Origin of the sequence: Sessilibacter corallicola (genome assembly GCF_021290925.1) — a bacterium.
Taxonomy (GTDB): Bacteria; Pseudomonadota; Gammaproteobacteria; order Pseudomonadales; family Cellvibrionaceae; genus Sessilibacter; species Sessilibacter corallicola.
Genome location: NZ_JAJSLX010000001.1, coordinates 1448413 through 1466851, shown reverse-complemented (window position 1 = coordinate 1466851; position 18439 = coordinate 1448413). Strand labels below are relative to the sequence as shown.

Below are 18439 nucleotides of genomic sequence, written 5' to 3'. Positions count from 1 at the left end.
GGAGATTCTTATGGCGATTTGTGATTGGCCAGCAGACCAACAACCGCGTGAAAAATTATTAAAAAACGGTGTCTCGATTTTATCCGACGCTGAATTACTGGCGGTTTTTTTGCGCACAGGTTGCGTTGGTAAAAGTGCGGTTGATGTCGCTCGGGATTTATTGGAAGACTTTGGTGGATTGCGCAATTTGATAAACGCTGACAAAACTGAATTTTGTCGCGGCAAAGGTTTGGGCGAAGCGACCTATGCGCAGTTGCAAGCCGTGATGGAAATCGCCAAAAGACACATAGAAGAAACATTGAATCGAGAACATGTGCTTAACAGCCCACAGGCGGTCAAAGATTATTTAACCGCGCAACTTCGACATCTCGATCACGAGACATTTGCGATTATTTATCTCGATTCGCAACATCGCTTGATTGGCTACGAGAATTTATTCAATGGCACAATTGATGGTGCATCGGTTTACAGTCGCGAAGTGGTTAAAAAGTGTTTGGACCGAAATGCAGCTGCGGTCATTTTTGCCCACAATCACCCGTCGGGTGTCGCCGAACCAAGTGACGCTGATTTACGTCTGACACAGCGTTTGATTGATGCTCTAGGCTTAATGGATATTCGGGTGCTGGATCACATCATTGTCGGTGATGGCGAGAACGCTTCGTTCGCTGAATTAGGTTTAATTTAATACAATTTGATTTGCTATCAGTGACCTCTTCTGGTATAAAACGCGGCTCTTCGCAACGGGGTAGGTTGGGCTTTGAGCAAATGCTCGCAACAACCGGAGCGTTGCATAAATTTTCAACAGTTTCTTGCCTAACGCCTGTCTGTGTCAGTCAGGCACAGTATGTTTTGGCGCCAACAGCAAATGAGGCTAACAGATGTCTAAGGTATGTATGGTAACCGGTAAGCGCCCGGTAACCGGCAACAATGTTTCTCACGCAAAAAACCACACTAAGCGTCGTTTTTTGCCAAACCTTCAAACTCACCGTTTTTGGGTAGAGTCTGAGAAGAAGTTCGTTAAATTGCGCGTATCAACCAAAGGCATGCGCATTATCGATAAAAAAGGTATTGAACAAGTGCTTGCGGACGTTCGCGCTCGCGGCGAGAAAGTTTAATTCGGTCTCTGATCGAACTCTAAAGGAGCAATCGTCATGCGAGAGAAGATTCGTTTGAATTCAAGTGCTGGTACTGGTCACTTCTACACTACTACTAAGAACAAGCGCACCATGCCTGAGAAAATGGAGATCAAAAAGTTTGATCCTGTTGCTCGTAAGCATGTTATGTACAAAGAAGGCAAAATTAAGTAATTAACACTTAAATTTGTTGTTCTTGCCGAAAAGCCGTTGATCGTGCATCAGCGGCTTTTTTGTTGCCTCTCTTTTACGGATTGAGCAAAACTTCCTTATCTCCGCTGCACCTCTCTACAACAGCTGTTTTTTTGCTCGTTATGTAGATGTTATTCCCAGAGTTATCCACATAAAAATCACTTGGATTTTGTGTGAAGCCGTGCTTGTCATCGACACGTCTATTTCCAAAGCGATTGGGCAATCGAACTGTGTACACAATAATACAAGCCAATCTATTTCATAACGTAAAGACAGCGGTTGAGAAATTTCACGCTTTATTTACCGTCGTTTTTTAATCTTTCTGATTTACAAAGCTTATCCTGCAATAGGTTGTTTGCTTCTGGCGGTTCGAAATATCTAAGCTTTCGTTTTTAATAAGCCTTATTGTGCACAGGATGAGAAGGCTGGAAGGTTTTATTGATTGACGTTGGCGAGAAAATCTTTATCCACAACTGAGTTTTGCTCATTACGCCTGTGAGTAAGTGCCCTGTTTGTTATTGTAAAATGGGCACTTTTTTCGAGTTTTGTGCAATGAATAGCGATGCGTTGGTGCTGTTTGTACCGCTATTGCAATACATTGGTGTCGATAAGTAATTACTCACTGTTTTTCTAATAAGATATTCCCAGAGTTATCCACAAAAAACTGCCAGCCTTTCTCAACCAGAATGGTTGATGTCGGTTCCGTTATCAACGCAGGGCCTTGGTATGTTATTCCAGCCGCCAAGTATTCGCGTTGATAGTGATCGGTGGTGCCTATCATGGCTAGGTTTAACTGCCGCTGAGGAGTCTGTGTTGTGTTTGCCTGGTTCGGTAATTGACTGAATTCCAAATATTTTTCCGCAATTGCTTGGGCTTTTGCCTGTACGCGAACAGTGACTAGCTCAACAGGAAGGGGCAATTCGTGGCCGTATTTTTGGCGGTGCAATTGGTGAAAGGCTTGTTCGAGTTGGTTTGGGTTTTGGTAAGGTATTTGGAGGCAAAATGACTGGCCTTTGTAGCGCAGATCGAGAGACACCTGATGCTCGATATTTTTGTTATCCACACCTTCCGAAGTAAGTTGTGCACTGACCTTTCCACAAAGTTTGTGGACAATTTTGGCTAGTTTTTGCTCCGATAATGACTCCAATAAACACACATAAGATTGCGATGATTGCCGTAGTTTCGGGGCTACCAGCATTCCTAGGGCAGAGTAAACACCCGCGTGAGCCGGCACCACTGCTTGATTCATGCCCAAGTTTTCAGCCAGTGCGCACACGTGCAAACCTCCGGCTCCGCCGAAACAACACAGGCTAAATTCCTTGGGATCGAGCCCACGCTGTACAGACATTACTCGCAATGCAGCGGCCATGTGTTCGTTGACAAGTGTGATGATTCCAGCGGCCGCTTCTATTAATTCACACCCCAAAGCGTCGGCAATGTCTGAAATTGCCTGTTGGGCTTTATCGAGTCGTAAAGGCAGGCCGCCAGCTAAGCACTGATCCGTGAGCAAGCGCCCTAAAACCGCATTGGCATCGGTCACTGTGGCTCGGGTGCCGCCCTGGTTATAGCAAGCGGGTCCCGGTTTAGCTCCGGCAGATTCCGGGCCTACCTGCAACATGCCGCCGTTATCCACAAAGGCCACCGAACCGCCACCAGCGCCAATGGTGTAGATGTCCACCATGGGTACGGCTACTGGATAAGGCCCAATACGGCCTTCGGAGGTCAATGTAATGTCACCGTTCAACAAGGCGACATCCGTCGACGTTCCACCCATATCGAAGGTCAACAGTTTTGAGTCAGCCACGGATTGCGACAATTTGTGGGCTGCGGCAATGCCGCCCGCAGGTCCTGATAACAGCAAGTCGACCGCCCTATTTCCGGCCTGTTCAGCGTCCATGGTTCCGCCGTTGGATTGCATAATAGCGAGTGGGCTGTCGCCAACACCTTGTTTAAGATGGTTGAGATAACCCTGCACCTTCGGGCCGAGATAGGCGTTTAGCCAAGTTGCAATTCCGCGTTCGTATTCGTTGGGTTCAGGCAGTACGTCACTGGAGTGACTGACGAAATATTTCTCCGACAAATCCTTGGCCAGCCGAATCTCGTCTTCGTCGTTGAGATAAGAAAACAGTAGATTGATTGCGACTGATTCGGGCGCGAGGGCATCTAATTGGTGGCGTAATTGATCGATATCCTCAGGCGACAGCGTATTGATGTGTTCGCCGTTGGCATCCAATCGAACGTCCACTTCAAGACACAGTTCTTCGGGCACAGGCGGTGTAACCGAGAGCGGTTTTAAGTTGTAGAGTTCTTCGCGGGTTTGGCGGCCGATAGTGAGGGTATCTTTGAAACCTTTGTTGGTCACGTACACGGTTTTTACGCCCTTGCGTTCCAAGGCGGCATTGGTGGCTACGGTACTTCCGTGGACAACAATGACCTCTCCGTCGGCGAGTGCTGAGGCTAATCCGGCTTCATGTAAGCCCGATAGAATCGCTTCGGCAGGATTGTCGGGTGTGGAGAGAACTTTCAGAACATTAATCGTGGCGGTGTCGGGCTCGACAATCACGAAGTCTGTAAACGTGCCGCCTGTGTCTACACCCACCAGATATTTTTTATTATTAAGTGCTTGATTCTGCACGGTTACAACCTAACCTACTGCTCATTTGTAAGATGGTGATTGTGCGTGACTCCAACTTATCCCGCAAGCGGCTCTGGTGGGCAGTAGTTTAGTTGGCTGCGGATTACGTCGTGTCGTGAACCAAGAGTGAGAGTGTAAGGAATAAGAATGCCCGAATTACCCGAGGTAGAAACCACCCGACGAGGAATTGCGCCTCATATTGTCGGTGAAAAAGTTGCGAAACTGGTCGTTCGCAATGATCGTTTGCGTTGGCCGATTCCAAAAGACTTAGCCAGTACGATAAAGGGTGAACAATTGCGGTCTCTCACTCGCCGAGGTAAGTATTTATTGCTGGAATTTGATGCCGGTTATGTGCTTTGGCATTTGGGAATGTCAGGCTCTTTGCGAGTATTACCTCCTGGGCAGCAAGCCAGCGTGCAAACTCATGAACATGTAGATTTGTGTATGGCCAATGGTGTTGTCTTGAGATTTCACGATCCTCGCCGTTTCGGCGCGGTTTTGTGGGCGAGCCATCCCGTATTTGAGCACGACCTTTTATCGCATCTTGGCCCAGAGCCTTTATCCGAAGACTTTGATTGGCAGTATTTGTATCAGAAGTCTCGAAAGCGGAAACAGCCCATCAAAACATTTGTTATGGACAGCAAAGTGGTGGTTGGGGTCGGCAATATTTATGCGAACGAAGCCTTGTTTGCCGCCGGTATTCGTCCGACAAAACCCGCGGGCAAGCTGACCAAAGCTCAAGCTGAAATCTTAGTGGAAGAGATTAAAAAGGTTCTGGCGCGGGCGATTGAGCAAGGCGGGACAACACTTAAGGATTTTATTGGTGGCGACGGCAAGCCGGGGTATTTTGCCCAGCAATTAAACGTATACGGGCGTGGTAACGAACCTTGTGTTAACTGCCAAAAACCGCTCAAAGAAATTCGTATGGGCAATCGTACAACAGTCTATTGTAGTCAGTGCCAAAGTTAGTGGCGAGTGGCCGCTAACCTGGCAATGTTTTGTAGCGGTTAAATTTCGGCGCCGGAATTAAACTTTTCTTTCAGGCAATCAACAATGAGTGGTGGCACAAAGTTGCTGACATCTCCGCCCAACGAGGCTATTTCTCGCACTAATGAGGATGATATGTAACTTAAGTGCTCAGCTGGTGTGAGAAACAAACTCTCCATATTTGGGGAGAGCGCACGATTCATGTTGGCCAATTGGAATTCGTATTCGAAGTCAGAGACCGCTCTTAAGCCACGCATAACGGCTTGAGCGTTTAAGTTTTCTACCAGCGCTGCCAGCAGAACATCAAAACCGATCACTTCGACGTTATCTAAATGAGAGAGTACTTTTTGAGCTTGTTCAACTCGTTCTTCCATAGTGAACAGTGGGTTTTTCTTCGTGCTAGCTGCCACGGCAACGACCACATGATCGAACAACCGGCAGGCACGTTCTACTAGGTCGACGTGTCCGTTGGTAATCGGATCAAAGGTTCCTGGATAAACCACTTTTTTCATGACTCAATTTCCTCACTTGCAGCTGCAGATCGACAGCTGACTGTTACAAGGCGCGAATCTTAACAACTAGAGCCGCTGTTACAAAGTGCTCAAACGTCCGTTTGAGGTGTCAATATCGATTAACTGGCACGATTTAGTAGGTAAAAGTCCACTTGACCCGTGGATTTTTTGCGATGAATTTGCCACTGGCTGGGAAAATCGAGCGATTCATTCTTTGGGGCTTCCACATAGATCCAGCCGCCTTCTGCAATGAGGTTTTTGGATTCCAAAAGCTCAAAACACCGCTGCCAAAGCCCCAGGGCAAACGGTGGGTCACAAAAGACAACATCAAACTGCAATTCATTTTCCGGCTTACACTGTGCCAACCAATCGAGTGAATCTGTATTCAATACCTGTGCTTGGCGACACTCTAATGCAACAAGATGACTGTTAAGTTGCGCACACGCTTGGCCGTCTTTTTCGAGCATCAAACAAAACTCAGCTCGTCTCGACAGGGATTCTAGGGCCAATGCACCGGAACCGGCAAATAGATCGAGGCAACGTGCTTCTGGAAGCTCGAACTGCAACCAATTAAACACGGTTTCGCGAATGCGATCGCCTGTAGGACGCAAGCCCTCAATGCTGGGAAACGTCAGTTTGCGACCTCGCCATTGACCGCCAATGATGCGTAAGTGGTTGGACGGAGCATTTGCTGAACGATTTTTGGCGGGTTTTTTCTTCAAGATTGGAACTCATTTGAGAAGTGAAATCTGTCGCGGTGCAGTGATCGGGGTATTAATACACATTTTTGTCCTCAAAAACGGCATATGAAGTTGTTGGGAATACCGCCAAAGCCCCTGAAAGTGGTAGGATAGCAACTTTTACGATGGGCCAAATTTGAGGTTGCCATCGCCGCATGCAGTCTAGCGATTTTCTAGGGCTTTATGAAAGCCTGTAAGAACATCGAGCTGCGACCTTCGGCCACTGTCGAACACCTATTGTCGCACACTTAAGGAATCTATGTTTTTCAAACGCAAGTCTAAAAAGACTCAGTCTACCGAACAAGCCTCTCCCGAATCTTCTCCGGTCACCAATGAAGTGGTCGAAGCGGAACCTGTCGTAGAAAAGCCTGCAAAAAAGAGCTTTTTTCAACGCATTAAATCGGGTCTTGCCAGAACCAGCAGTAACTTAAGTAACGGTTTAGCCAATCTGTTACTTGGCAAAAAAGAGATCGATGAAGAGCTGTTAGAAGACATTGAAACGCTGCTGCTTACCGCCGACGTTGGCCTCGATGCGACGTCTGAAATTATTGATGCATTAACGGCTAGCATTGAGCGCAAGCAGTTAACCGATGGCGATGCGGTTTATCACGCTTTACAGCAGCATTTAACCAGCATGCTGCAAAACGCTGATCAGCCTTTGGTGATCGATACCGATAAAAAGCCTTACGTTATTTTAGTGGTCGGCGTTAACGGTGTAGGTAAAACCACCACAATTGGCAAACTTGCTAAGCATCTGATGGGGCAAGGAAAATCAGTTACTCTGGCAGCCGGTGATACCTTCCGCGCTGCTGCAGTGGAACAGCTACAAGTGTGGGGCGAGCGCAACAACGTACCTGTGGTTGCGCAACACACAGGCGCCGACAGCGCCTCGGTGATCTACGACGCAATTCAATCGGCAAGCTCCAAAGGCATTGATGTTGTGATCGCCGACACCGCTGGTCGTCTTCATAACAAAAGCAATTTGATGGAAGAGCTTTCCAAGGTAAAACGTGTCATGGCAAAGCTGGACGTCAGTGCGCCGCACGAAGTGTTGTTGGTGCTCGATGCAGGCACCGGCCAAAATGCGTTGAACCAAGCCGAACAATTCAACGAAGCGGTAGGTGTGACGGGTTTGGCGCTGACCAAGCTCGATGGTACGGCCAAAGGCGGCATTATCTTTGCGCTGTGCAAGCGTTTTGATATTCCGGTCCGTTTTGTTGGTGTGGGCGAAGGTGTCGATGATCTTCAGCCGTTTTCCGCACCGGACTTCACCAAAGCGCTGTTCTCCCGTGAGGCAAATTAGTTAGTACATGATTCGATTTGACCGAGTCAGCAAGCGCTACGGTAATCAAGACGCCTTATCTGAACTCAACTTTGAAATGCAAACGGGCGAGTTTGCATTTCTCACCGGGCATTCGGGTGCGGGTAAAAGCACGCTCCTAAAGCTCGTTATGCTGATTGAGCGGCCCACCCGAGGCCAAGTTTTTGTCAATCAGCTCAACCTCAATCGCCTGTCTGATCGCCAAATTCCCTCGTTGCGGCGCAACGTGGGAGTGGTGTTCCAGAACCACCAGTTACTCAACGATCGCAACGTCTTCGACAACGTCGCTTTGCCGCTGCAAATCTCCGGCTATCAAGGCAAAGATATGGGCCGTCGGGTACGGGCTGCACTCGATAAAGTCGGGCTGCTCGACAAAGAAAAACAGCTCCCGATTGCTTTATCGGGCGGCGAACAGCAGCGGGTGGGCATTGCTCGGGCGGTTGTTAATAAACCCGCGTTGTTGTTAGCCGATGAACCCACCGGTAATCTCGACCCAGAATTGTCTGCCGAAGTGATGAATCTGTTTGATCAGTTCAACCAAGTTGGCGTAACCGTTCTGATCGCCAGCCACGATATCGCTTTGATCCGAACCATGAACCGCCGAGTGCTGGGCTTGGCCGATGGTAAGTTGGTTCACGACGGCGAACTGCCGAGTCGATCAACTGGGAGTCGAAACGCCGATGGCTGAACAGAATCGACGTATTCCCCGCGCTAATCGCCGTTCCGAGTCTCGATCAGCAAAAGCGAGCGCTCGTCAGGTTAAGCGAGAAAAAAGTAATTCCAGAGATTCTACGTCTGGCTTTGCCGTCTATAACGCAAAGCTCGCCGCGTATTTTCAACATCACAAAGCCAGTGCCAGTAAGTCCTTAATGCAACTGGTCGTAGCACCTTGGCAAAGCTTTCTTACGTGCTTGGTGATTGCCATCGCCCTTGCTCTGCCTTCACTGCTGTATCTGTTTTTGGATAACGTTCAATCTCAGACCCATCAGTGGGATCAACCCGCGCAAATCAGTGTGTATCTGCACAAGGATGCCAAACAAACAGCAATTGATCAGTTGCAACAGCGCTTGTCAGAGAATGCAGTTACTGATTCGGTCACGTTTGTGAGCGCCGAAGCGGGCTTGAGCCAATTTCAGTCGGTTTCAGGATTTGGCGATATTCTCGACTCTCTCGAAGACAATCCGATTCCGCCGGTGCTGGTGATTACACCGAATCAACTGGAATTGGCGCAATTAGAGGCATTCACGGCACAAGTTCGCACAAACGCTATCGTTGAAAGTGTGCAAATGGACTTTGAGTGGCTGGCCAAACTTGAGCAGCTGATCCGCCTTGGCGGGCGTATCGTTGCCGCTCTGTCGTTGATTTTTGGCCTTGCCGTAGTGTTGGTTATCGGCAATATCATCCGCTTAGCCATTGCCAGTCGTATAGACGAGATTGTTATCACTAAGCTGGTAGGTGGCACTGACGCGTTTGTCCGACGCCCTTTTTTGTACACCGGAATGTGGTACGGAATTGGCGGTGGCGTGCTCGCATTGGTGATCGTCGTGATTGCTCAATGGTGGTTGTCGGAGCCGATTTCGAAACTGGCTCAGCTTTATCAGTCACAGATAGATGTCTCAGGCTTCAGTTTTTCGCAGAGCCTTATGATCATCGCTAGCGCCTGCATACTCAGCTCTATGGGAGCCTGGCTGGCGGTTTCGAGGCACTTGGCTGAGATAAAACCCGAGTAAGTGTTACTAAGAAAATAGCGTTTATTGTTACTTCAGTTCACATCTTGAAGTTATTGAGCGACAAGCGGGCTCAATTTATTGATGGCACCGTTATATTTTGTTTTGATAGAGACACTACATTAGCACTTTCTAGTGCGACTTGAACTGAAGAAATTTGCCCCAAGCTTTGACGAGTAATAAGGATATTACGCATGAAAACTGCTTTAATTGAACTATCCAAAGCTTGGTGTTCTAAATACGCGATGATAATATTCTTCTCCCACTAATTTTGGAGGCATACATGGGAACCAACTTACAGCCTGTACAGATTCTAGCCCCAGGGCAAAATCTGAACTCGTATATTCAGGCCGTAAACAACTTCTCAGTCCTCTCTGCCGAGGAAGAAAAAGAATTGGCAGAGAAGCTGTACTACGAAGAAAACCTAGAGGCGGCACGTCGCTTGGTGATGGCGCACCTGCGTTTTGTAGTACACATTGCTAAGTCATACAGTGGTTATGGTTTAAACCAATCTGATTTGGTTCAAGAAGGTAACGTCGGCTTAATGAAGGCCGTTAAACGCTTCAACCCTGAAAAAGGGGTGCGTCTGGTGTCTTTTGCCGTTCACTGGATCAAAGCAGAAATTCACGAATACATTCTTCGCAATTGGCGTATCGTTAAAGTTGCGACCACCAAAGCGCAACGTAAATTGTTCTTCAACTTGCGCGGCGCTAAAAAGCGTCTGGCTTGGTTGACCAACGAAGAAGCGAAAGCGGTTGCGGAAGATCTCAACGTAGAAGTTAAACACGTTCGAGAAATGGAAGGCCGGTTGGCCAGCACAGACATGGGATTCGATGCCGGTGCTGATGACGACGATGAAACTGCATTCCAAGCGCCATCTAACTATCTAGAAGATACTCGTTACAACCCTGCTGTTCAGCTTGAAGATGCTGATTGGGAACAAAACAGTACCAACAATCTAGAAAAAGCCATTAGCCAGTTAGATGACCGCAGTAAAGATATTTTGCAGCAACGTTGGTTGAATGAAGATAAATCAACACTGCATGAGCTGGCTGCTCAGTACGGTGTTTCTGCTGAGAGAATTCGGCAGCTTGAAAAGAACGCCATGAAAAAAGTGCGAGCTATGATCGAAGCCTAGTTGCACGATCTGGTTTAATCATTAAAAAGCCGTGCATTGCACGGCTTTTTTTGTGGGCAAGGCCCTAATATCATCAAGCGCGAGGAAACTCTGAATATGCCTAAATTATTTGCAGTAGTTGCGGCAATGAGTGGTTTTTTAGCCGTGGGTTTGGGGGCGTTTGGTGCACATGGGTTAAAAGGCAAAGTACCGCCGCACTTATTCGATGCCTACCAAACAGCGGTGCAATATCAGTTTTATCACGTGTTTGCGCTCGCCTTTGTTGCCGTACTTGGCTTTATTAATTTAGGCGGCCGTCTGAGTATTATTAGCGGATGGTTGTTTATTGTTGGAACCCTGTTTTTTTCAGGCAGTTTGTACGCGCTGACCTTTGGCGGTTCTAAATTATTTGGCCCCATTACCCCTCTGGGCGGTTTGTGTTTTATGGCCGGTTGGCTGTGTTTAGTTGTGCATCTTGTTGTGAAAATTCCGACACAACAGTAATTTAATTTTTTATCGATCAGTTTTAAATCCTATGTCCGAAGAATTTCCAATCAAACCAGAATTTAACGATAAATCCATTCGCAGTTTTGTCATTCGCGCTGGAAGAATGACCGACGGCCAACGCAAAGCATTTGACCTCGCGTGGAAAGAATTTGGAATGAGTTTATTCGATGGTGAAATAAACCCCGAACAAGTTTTTGGGCGCCAAGCGCCATTAGTTGTTGAAGTCGGTTTTGGTATGGGGGATTCGTTATTGGAAATGTGCAAAAACGAACCAGAAAAAAACTTTATCGGAATTGAAGTACACCCTCCCGGTGTTGGCCGTTTGATTAACAACGCCTACAAAGAAAAAATTACCAACTTAAAAGTCTACATGGCTGACGCTAATGACGTTCTAACAGAATGTATTCCCAATTTATCCGTCGATCGACTGCAAGTATTTTTCCCCGATCCTTGGCATAAGAAAAAACACAATAAACGCAGAATTATTCAGCCGACTTTTATCACAACAACGTTAACCAAAATCAAATCAAATGGTTGCTATCACTTTGCAACGGATTGGCAGGAATATGCCGAACACATGATTGAAGTGTTAAATCAAGAGCCAAAAATTGTGAATACAGCCAGCGATGGCGATTATTGCCCGCGACCTGATCACCGTCCGATAACAAAATTTGAGCGCCGTGGTGAAAGATTGGGTCATGGGGTTTGGGATATTATTTTTAAAAAAAGTGAAAGCGAATGATATTGATCAATGTTTATTTTAGATAACGGGTTGTCATTAAATCGTTATTTAAATGCGTATAATATTGAAAAATAATTGATCGTATGGGTTTATAAATCAGCAGTTAAAAACTATAAAGTTGTGTATTAAATTAACGTTATTTTTGTACAGTTTTTTACACAACTTTTGTGTAAATTCAAAAATTAACATTAACAAAACATAAGGTTACACAACTTCATAAACCCAAAAATATTAATGCTGTTTTTAAATTAATAAATAACCAAAAACTAATTAAAAAGTGTGAAAAAAATAAAAAACAATTTTTAGACACTAACAAGTGTTTAATTTTTCGCTTCTCAAGAATTTTATTTTCTTAACAATTCTTATATCTATTCCATTATAAATCGCCCGTAGACTATATTTTTTTCTCACATACTGGGCGACACCTCTTACGTGTTCTATACCTAAAAGACTCCCTTAACACCTTGGGAATATTAACCGGTATGTAAGATAGTCGGCGCCCTTTTTTTAGGATGCCAGGGAATATCTCGCTATAAATTAGGAGTGAATTTAATGGAAGGATTAAACCGATTCAGCAAAAAGAAAATTTTTGTTGCTTGTTCGTTATCAATGTCAGCCATGTTATTAGGCGCCTGTGGCGGCGGCGGTGGAGGTGGCGGCGGTAGTAGTGATGATCCTACTACAACCGTAACTATTTCAGGTGATGCCGCTAAAGGTATCGTGATTGGTGGTGTTGTTAATGTTCACCCAATTGTCAGTGGTTCAATCGACGAAAGCACAGTTTTAGGCAGTGGCGTTACCAACGACTCAGGCCGTTACGAAAATCTTGAATTAACCAATTACGACGGTGGCCCAATCGCGGTTGTTATCAGCGCTGCTAACGACTCTTCCACATCAATGGTTTGTGACATCGCAGCTGGTTGCGGTGATGGCGTAAACTTTGGCGATACTTTTGTTCTCAATGAATTAGAACTTAATGCCGTACTTCCTGAAGTTGATGACACTTCTCCCGATATTGCAGTCACTCCTCTATCTTCTGTTGCCTCAGAATTAGCGTTAAATAATTTCTCTATGGGCAGCGAGACCGACATTTTAGATGCTATCGCAAACGCCAACACCAGCGTTGCAGATCGTTTTGGTTTGGCCGGTGATGTAACGCAATTCTCAGTAGTTGATGTCACTGACCCTGATGAAGTTGCTTCTGCTGATCAATTCACTTTGCAATACAACCTGTACAACGCAGCCATCGTTGAAGCGGTGTTAGGCGATGACAACACCGCAAGCATTGCCGACGCTGTACAAGCGTTCGCTAATCAATACGTTGATAATGGCGGTGTTGCCGATACCGAAATGGACGGTGCCGCTGGCATTACCTTAGAAGACATTCTTGGCTTCGCGAGCGATGTTGTCGATAGCATTGAAACCGTTGCGATGGACGCAGGTGTTGATGTTAGTTTGAACACGCTGCAAACACTCATTGAAACCCAAGAAATGATCGCGGCCGATGGTTCAACTGATCCTACCGAAGGCGATTCATCTGATAACGGCGACAACTCAGACCTAGAAATCGTACAAGACACCGTTGGTGATCTTCGTGATTTGGTGAACGGTGTTGATCTTACCGATACGGAAGTGTTTATCGATCGTTTGGAACTTGCAGAAGCGGTTGCCGGTGACGATGCCATTTACGCATTAGAGGCGTTATCAGTTGCTGCCGAAGCCATTGGACGCGCGGTTGAGTTTGTTGAGCTGGTTGATGAGCAAGCTGTTGAGTTTGCCGATGGCAACATTAACGTTGTGATCTCCGAAGGTGTTTACACCGTTGAAGACATGATTCCGGTGGAAACTTCAAGCGGAATGACCGTTGATGTTGACGTTGAATTGATCGCAACCGATGCCGGTAGCACAATTACCGAAATGGTCAGCGAAGAAGTTGCCGACGACGGCAGTTCAGTCAATGTTGTCACTGTTGAAGAAACCAACGCAGACGTTGATTTCTCAGTGACCGGTTCTGCAACCATTACCGACAGAATTGAAGTTGAAGTTGAGTCTGGCGACATTGCCATTGTGTTAGTGGCAACCGATACCGACAACGGTCTCATTTCTTCTGAGCAAGACGGTATGGATGTTTTCGGTGATGAATTCATCAGCGAACTAGAAGCTACCGACGTTGCATTAGACCTCAACGTAATCATTAGCGAATTAACCGCCGACAATCCAGTTTCTTTCGATGGTAACCTCACCTTTGTTGCCGATGAAATCGCGTCTGAAGAAACTGACTTCTTTGGTTCTGGTCTCTTTGGCGAAACTGGTTCTGCATTAATTAATGAATTTGAAGAGTCACTAACTGCAGGCGAAGTTACCTTTGGTTTGTCAGGTGAGTTTACTGATCAAGCAGGTGAAAGCCTAACCGCTTCTTTGCAAATTTCTGCCGATGCCCGAGGTGTTGAATTTAACTGTGTTGAAACTGAAACCACGTCAGTAACAACCGGCGAATTCATGGTCATGGAAGAGTGTTTCGATGAGACCGCAGATAACTTTGTAGAAATCAGCTTCGGTTTAGGTTTCAGCCTTGATATCGACGGTATTGATAACGACGTAGCAGTGATTGTTTCTGGTGAGCGTACCGACATTGAAGCTGCCGATGTAACAGCAAGCGTTAGCTACTTAGAAAATCAATTCGTTGTCAGCTACAGCGAGCCGACCGAAGAAGATGCGTTGCGCAGCGTCATGATTCAAAACCAAGACGGCGTTACCATTACCTTGTCTGAAACGGCCGACCCTGAAACCGACATTGCCGGTTCAATCAGTCTAGATGGCACCGTGTTCGCGATCATCGAAGAACAAGATAACGGTCTAGTACTGATTAATTACACAGATGGAACCTTTGAGTCACTTTAAGTAAAATCTTGCTTTGAAGATATTAGGGGCGCTTAATGCGCCCCTTGTTTGTAAATGCGGCGTTGATTTTATCCAAGGTGGAAAATTTTAACGAAAATACCCGCACGTAAATCAATAAAAAACTGCAAGGTAAATGGAATTATCTAAGCGTTCGTCTAGGCGTTCATATCGTAAAATCTCAGTTTTCTCGCCAATGCATCGATTATTAAATTATTAATCAAATTGGTCGATGAAATGAATGATGTAGCCGCACTCGCTGAATCAAGTTTTCTTTGCTGAAATACCACCCTTGTTATTTACGGTAACTCCTATATTTACGGTAACTCCTATGCGAAACTCGCACTTTTATCGCCCTTGGTTATTTTTCTCATTCGCTGCACTCTTGCCTCTTAGCGCCAGCGCTGAAAAAAACACTAACGACATTTATGTATCCGTTGACAGCTTCAGTTACAGTGAACCGGCACCGATCGATCAACTCATTGATAACTTTGAAGGGCCAGAACCGGATTCTGGAGAAGTGGCGTTTACGTTTAACCAAGCCGAAATCGGTGCAAATTTTGGCAAATGGCAAGTGGGCGTATTTACGCGCTACGATTATTTATTAGAATTCAATTCAGATACCGTCGAATTATTTTACCGAGACAGCAACGACCTCCCCTTTCCGATTAACCGAACCTACAACGTTAATATCGAACCCAATCATATTGAGGCCGAAGGTATTGGCGTGGGTTATCAATTTGTCGTTACGCCCTCTTTAACCATTACACCGCGCCTGAATTATTTAAAAGCCGATGCGGCAACGCGTGGTTTTTTGCGCGGTGAAATTATTGCCAATGAAGATGGCGATTATGAAGGTGAATTGGTACTGGATTACATTTACGAAGAAGATATTTTGCTCGATCGCGAGCAAGAATCTATATCCGGTGAAGGCTTCAGTCTCGATATTGCCGCGCAGTGGCAAATCGCCAAAAACTGGACCTTAAACGCTTACCTAAAAGATTACTATTCCGAAATCTATTGGGACGACGTAACGTTCACTCAAGCGCGAGCTAACACCAACACTGTTACTTTTGATGACGAAGGCCGATTAGATTCCATTCCCGTCTTATCGGGACGAGAAGGTTTTCGCGATTTCACCCAAACCCTTCCCCAGCGTGGCAAGTTGGTCGTCAATCACCAAATGACCAATGTAATGAGCGTGTCGGCCCAAATTGATCACGTTGAAGAATACGTTTATTCGCGTTTGGCTTGGCAGGCAAATTGGGGTGGATGGGGTATCGCCAGCGGTTATCAATTTGAAACCGAAGCCTTTGACCTGGCGTTTACCAGCAAGTATTTCTCATTAAAACTGATCGCCGATTCGACCGACGTAGAACAAGCGCATACTCTGGGTTTGAGTATGAATGTTTCGATTCCGGTGTTTTAAATTACGGTTATTCCCGTTCATTTTTGGTGGTTAAAAGGAAATTCCCAATATTCTGGAGCTTCCTTTTGCCACACCTGCCATAATTTTTTGTGTTGAACGACACGCTCTTGCTTTTTGCTACCCAAACACGTCACTTTGTTTGCAAATCCTCCCGCGTTAAACTAATCGAAATTTTTTAAGGGCTTAAGGAAGTTAACAAATGATTAGCCATTGGGGCGGTTCTTTTTTCTCTCGGCTGTTAGTTGTAGGCCTGATGTTTACTCTCGCTGGCTGTGAAACCGGTTATTTTTGGTCGGTTGAATCTCTGGGTTTTAAACGCCAGGATATTTTTATCAATAGCACTGGCAATTTACGTGATGAATTGCGTTCCAGTGAAAAACTGCTGCGACAATTTTCAGAACCCAGCACTACTTCTAGAACGGATGCGAAAGCGTTGGTGTCACAGCTTGGCGCTCAAGTGAGTATGCTGAAAAAACAGAATCGTACGTTTAAACGCCGCGGCAATATTTGGCTGAGTACGCTTGAGCGAAAAGGTGGTTTTCAGGCGGTAAACGGTTTTGGTTTGGCCGAATTAACGCGCTCTGTTGAGAGCCTGCAAAAGCGCAGTCGCGAGACGATTGAATCCGTTGAGGCGTTACGCAAAAGCGCGAAAAAAGCAATGAAGACCGATTTTTCCGGCTTTTCCAGTGACTTTGTACAGTCAGTCAATCAACAGATTGATGAGCTGCAACGCCTTGAGAAAAGTATTCACGAGTTGAGCTTCACCATCGAAAGCCAGACTCGTGCAAACAGTTAACAACACGCTCATGTTAGTGCCGTTGAGCCCTAACACAGCAAATCTGGGAGTTTCGTTATGTCGAAGAAAGTAGCGGTCGTTTTATCGGGTAGTGGTGTTTACGATGGTTCTGAAATTCACGAGTCGGTTTTCACGCTGTTAGCCTTAGCAGAGGCTGGTGCTGAGGTGCAGGCGTTTGCACCAAATTGCGATCAAATGCACGTGGTCAATCACCTAACCGGTGAGGTCGCCGACGGTGAAACTCGCAATGTGTTGGTTGAATCTGCACGCATTATGCGCGGCAATGTCTTGGATATTGCCCAGGCAAATGTCGAAGAATTTGACGCGTTGATTGTGCCTGGCGGTTTTGGTGCTGCGAAAAATTTGTCCGACTTTGCGGTCGCTGGCAGCGGTTTGACGGTCAATCCCGACTTTTTAGCCTTGGCAAAAAGCTTTCACGATGCTGGTAAACCCATCGGTTTGATTTGTATTTCACCGACCATGACCGCAGCCATTTGCGGCGAAGGCGCCGAGTGTACGATTGGCACTGATCCAGAAACGGCAGCCGCTGTGAACGCAACTGGCGCCAAGCATGTCGATTGTGAAGTAACCAGTTTCCACGTTGATGAGGACAAGAAGCTCGTGACCACACCTGCTTACATGTTGGCCTCGAACATGGTCGAAGCCAAAACGGGCATCGATAAGTTAGTGAGTTCGGTGCTCAGTCTCGCGTAAGTTTGTGGGCAAATCCGTTCGAGCCAACCGCATGAAAGCTGTTTTTTGAGGTGAAGGCCACGGCTTGAACGGAGGCGCTGGTGGGCTTCCAGGCGTTGCGTTTGGGAAGCTCCCATTTGTCTAAGAGTTTTAAAGAGTTCACGTCCCACAACTGCACCAAACGATTGGGTTGGCCGGTGAGCAGACGATTGCCATCGGCGCTGAATCGGGCGGCAGTAAAACGAGTGCCACGGGCTAATCGCTGTGCTCCTAACGGCAATTGGCCAAGTTCTTTACCTGTGTTGGTACGCCAGACAATGGCTTTGTCGTACTGAGCGGCACTCATCGCGAGTTCGCCATTGTCACTGATTGCCACTTGTTGAACGTCATCTTCGTGTTCCTTGGTGACAAGCGACTTCCCTGAATTTACATCCCACAAAATAGCGGTTCTGTCCTCAGAGCCTGTCAGCGCGAATCGGCCATCGGCACTTAATGCCACCGTACGTACGGTATTGCGATGCTGAAATGTTCTTACCACTCGCTGCGTGCGGGTTTGGTAGAGCAATGCGGCATTGTTGGTTAACCCAACTAATAATAGGTTACCGTTGGCGCTCAATGCGATATCGAGAACATCGCCCGGAGTGGCAACATAAGCCGTGGCCTGTCCCGATTCCAACGACCAAATAGCAAACGCACTTTTTTCCGCAGTCGCTGCCCATTTGCCGTTGTGGGAAATTGACGTAGCAATAATGACAGACGCTTCTTTGGCTTTGTGATTCCAATTAAACAGTCGCTCGCCTCGCTTATCCCAGAGGCTACCGCCGTGATAGATCGAGCCGATCACCAAGTGCTGCCCGGTCGCATCGTAGGACGCACTGTAGGTACCTTTGCTGGCGATTTCGAAACTTGATGACGGGCCTTTACTGACTTCACAGCCGCACAAAGCCGTGACTAATCCAATGATCAGGCAAGTGCGATGACGCCGAATTTGGGTCGAGTACATACGCTAA

The 18439-nt window shown here is 46.6% G+C and carries 18 protein-coding genes; 14 read left to right on the top strand and 4 right to left on the bottom strand.

The features are described 5' to 3' along the window. The first annotated feature begins 10 nt into the window (after positions 1–10). The 3 genes from radC (at position 11) to rpmG (ending at position 1307) form a co-directional block, all read left to right on the top strand. Positions 11–685, top strand: coding sequence for a RadC family protein (radC, locus tag LU361_RS06130; protein ID WP_233087934.1), 675 nt, complete (start codon positions 11–13; stop codon positions 683–685). Positions 686–878: 193 nt separating this feature from the next. Further along, complete coding sequence (gene rpmB, locus LU361_RS06125) at positions 879–1115, top strand: 50S ribosomal protein L28 (RefSeq protein WP_233087933.1); 237 nt, start codon at positions 879–881, stop codon at positions 1113–1115. Between the two features lie 36 nt (positions 1116–1151). Beyond that, complete coding sequence (gene rpmG, locus LU361_RS06120) at positions 1152–1307, top strand: 50S ribosomal protein L33 (protein ID WP_233087932.1); 156 nt, start codon at positions 1152–1154, stop codon at positions 1305–1307. 637 nt (positions 1308–1944) lie between these two features. Here rpmG and LU361_RS06115 read toward each other — a convergent pair. Then, positions 1945–3960 carry a hydantoinase/oxoprolinase family protein gene (locus LU361_RS06115; protein WP_233087931.1) on the bottom strand — a complete coding sequence of 672 codons (2016 nt, stop codon included), beginning with the start codon at positions 3958–3960 and terminating at the stop codon, positions 1945–1947. 147 nt (positions 3961–4107) lie between these two features. Here LU361_RS06115 and mutM point away from each other — a divergent pair, with 147 nt between their 5' ends. Then, positions 4108–4929, top strand: a complete 822-nt coding sequence (gene mutM, locus LU361_RS06110) for a bifunctional DNA-formamidopyrimidine glycosylase/DNA-(apurinic or apyrimidinic site) lyase (RefSeq protein WP_233087930.1) — start codon at positions 4108–4110, stop codon at positions 4927–4929. A 38-nt stretch (positions 4930–4967) separates the two neighbouring features. On the opposite strand, the gene coaD is transcribed toward mutM, so the two are convergent. Both coaD and rsmD read right to left on the bottom strand, forming a co-directional pair. Next, positions 4968–5459, bottom strand: coding sequence for a pantetheine-phosphate adenylyltransferase (gene coaD, locus LU361_RS06105; protein ID WP_233087929.1), 492 nt, complete (start codon positions 5457–5459; stop codon positions 4968–4970). Between the two features lie 119 nt (positions 5460–5578). Beyond that, positions 5579–6181 (bottom strand): 16S rRNA (guanine(966)-N(2))-methyltransferase RsmD, encoded by a 603-nt coding sequence (gene rsmD, locus LU361_RS06100; protein WP_233087928.1) that lies wholly within the window; start codon positions 6179–6181, stop codon positions 5579–5581. A 277-nt stretch (positions 6182–6458) separates the two neighbouring features. Between rsmD and ftsY the strand changes: the two genes are divergently transcribed. The 10 genes from ftsY to elbB all read left to right on the top strand — a co-directional run bounded on the left by ftsY (position 6459) and on the right by elbB (position 17450). Next, positions 6459–7502, top strand: coding sequence for a signal recognition particle-docking protein FtsY (gene ftsY / locus LU361_RS06095; protein WP_233087927.1), 1044 nt, complete (start codon positions 6459–6461; stop codon positions 7500–7502). Positions 7503–7509: 7 nt separating this feature from the next. Further along, positions 7510–8208, top strand: a complete 699-nt coding sequence (gene ftsE / locus LU361_RS06090) for a cell division ATP-binding protein FtsE (RefSeq protein WP_233087926.1) — start codon at positions 7510–7512, stop codon at positions 8206–8208. Next, the gene (gene ftsX, locus LU361_RS06085; protein WP_233087925.1) at positions 8201–9250 is read left to right on the top strand and encodes a permease-like cell division protein FtsX; all 1050 of its coding nucleotides are present in this window, start codon (positions 8201–8203) and stop codon (positions 9248–9250) included. Before ftsE ends, ftsX begins: the two co-directional genes overlap by 8 nt. Before the next feature lie 280 nt (positions 9251–9530). Then, positions 9531–10385 carry an RNA polymerase sigma factor RpoH gene (rpoH, locus tag LU361_RS06080; RefSeq protein ID WP_233087924.1) on the top strand — a complete coding sequence of 285 codons (855 nt, stop codon included), beginning with the start codon at positions 9531–9533 and terminating at the stop codon, positions 10383–10385. Positions 10386–10481: 96 nt separating this feature from the next. Beyond that, positions 10482–10868, top strand: a complete 387-nt coding sequence (locus LU361_RS06075) for a DUF423 domain-containing protein (protein ID WP_233087923.1) — start codon at positions 10482–10484, stop codon at positions 10866–10868. A 31-nt stretch (positions 10869–10899) separates the two neighbouring features. Further along, positions 10900–11613: a tRNA (guanosine(46)-N7)-methyltransferase TrmB gene (gene trmB, locus LU361_RS06070; protein WP_233087922.1), complete on the top strand. Its 714-nt coding sequence runs from the start codon at positions 10900–10902 to the stop codon at positions 11611–11613. 552 nt (positions 11614–12165) lie between these two features. Continuing rightward, positions 12166–14514, top strand: coding sequence for a hypothetical protein (locus LU361_RS06065; RefSeq protein WP_233087921.1), 2349 nt, complete (start codon positions 12166–12168; stop codon positions 14512–14514). Between the two features lie 328 nt (positions 14515–14842). Continuing rightward, on the top strand, positions 14843–15940 hold the full coding sequence (locus tag LU361_RS06060) for a hypothetical protein (protein WP_233087920.1): 1098 nt from the start codon (positions 14843–14845) through the stop codon (positions 15938–15940). Between the two features lie 199 nt (positions 15941–16139). Then, positions 16140–16736 carry a hypothetical protein gene (locus LU361_RS06055; RefSeq protein ID WP_233087919.1) on the top strand — a complete coding sequence of 199 codons (597 nt, stop codon included), beginning with the start codon at positions 16140–16142 and terminating at the stop codon, positions 16734–16736. A gap of 57 nt (positions 16737–16793) precedes the next feature. After that, positions 16794–17450: an isoprenoid biosynthesis glyoxalase ElbB gene (elbB, locus tag LU361_RS06050; protein WP_233087918.1), complete on the top strand. Its 657-nt coding sequence runs from the start codon at positions 16794–16796 to the stop codon at positions 17448–17450. Here elbB and LU361_RS06045 read toward each other — a convergent pair. Next, complete coding sequence (locus LU361_RS06045) at positions 17437–18432, bottom strand: WD40 repeat domain-containing protein (RefSeq protein WP_233087917.1); 996 nt, start codon at positions 18430–18432, stop codon at positions 17437–17439. The genes elbB and LU361_RS06045 overlap by 14 nt on opposite strands. Positions 18433–18439 lie beyond the last annotated feature (7 nt).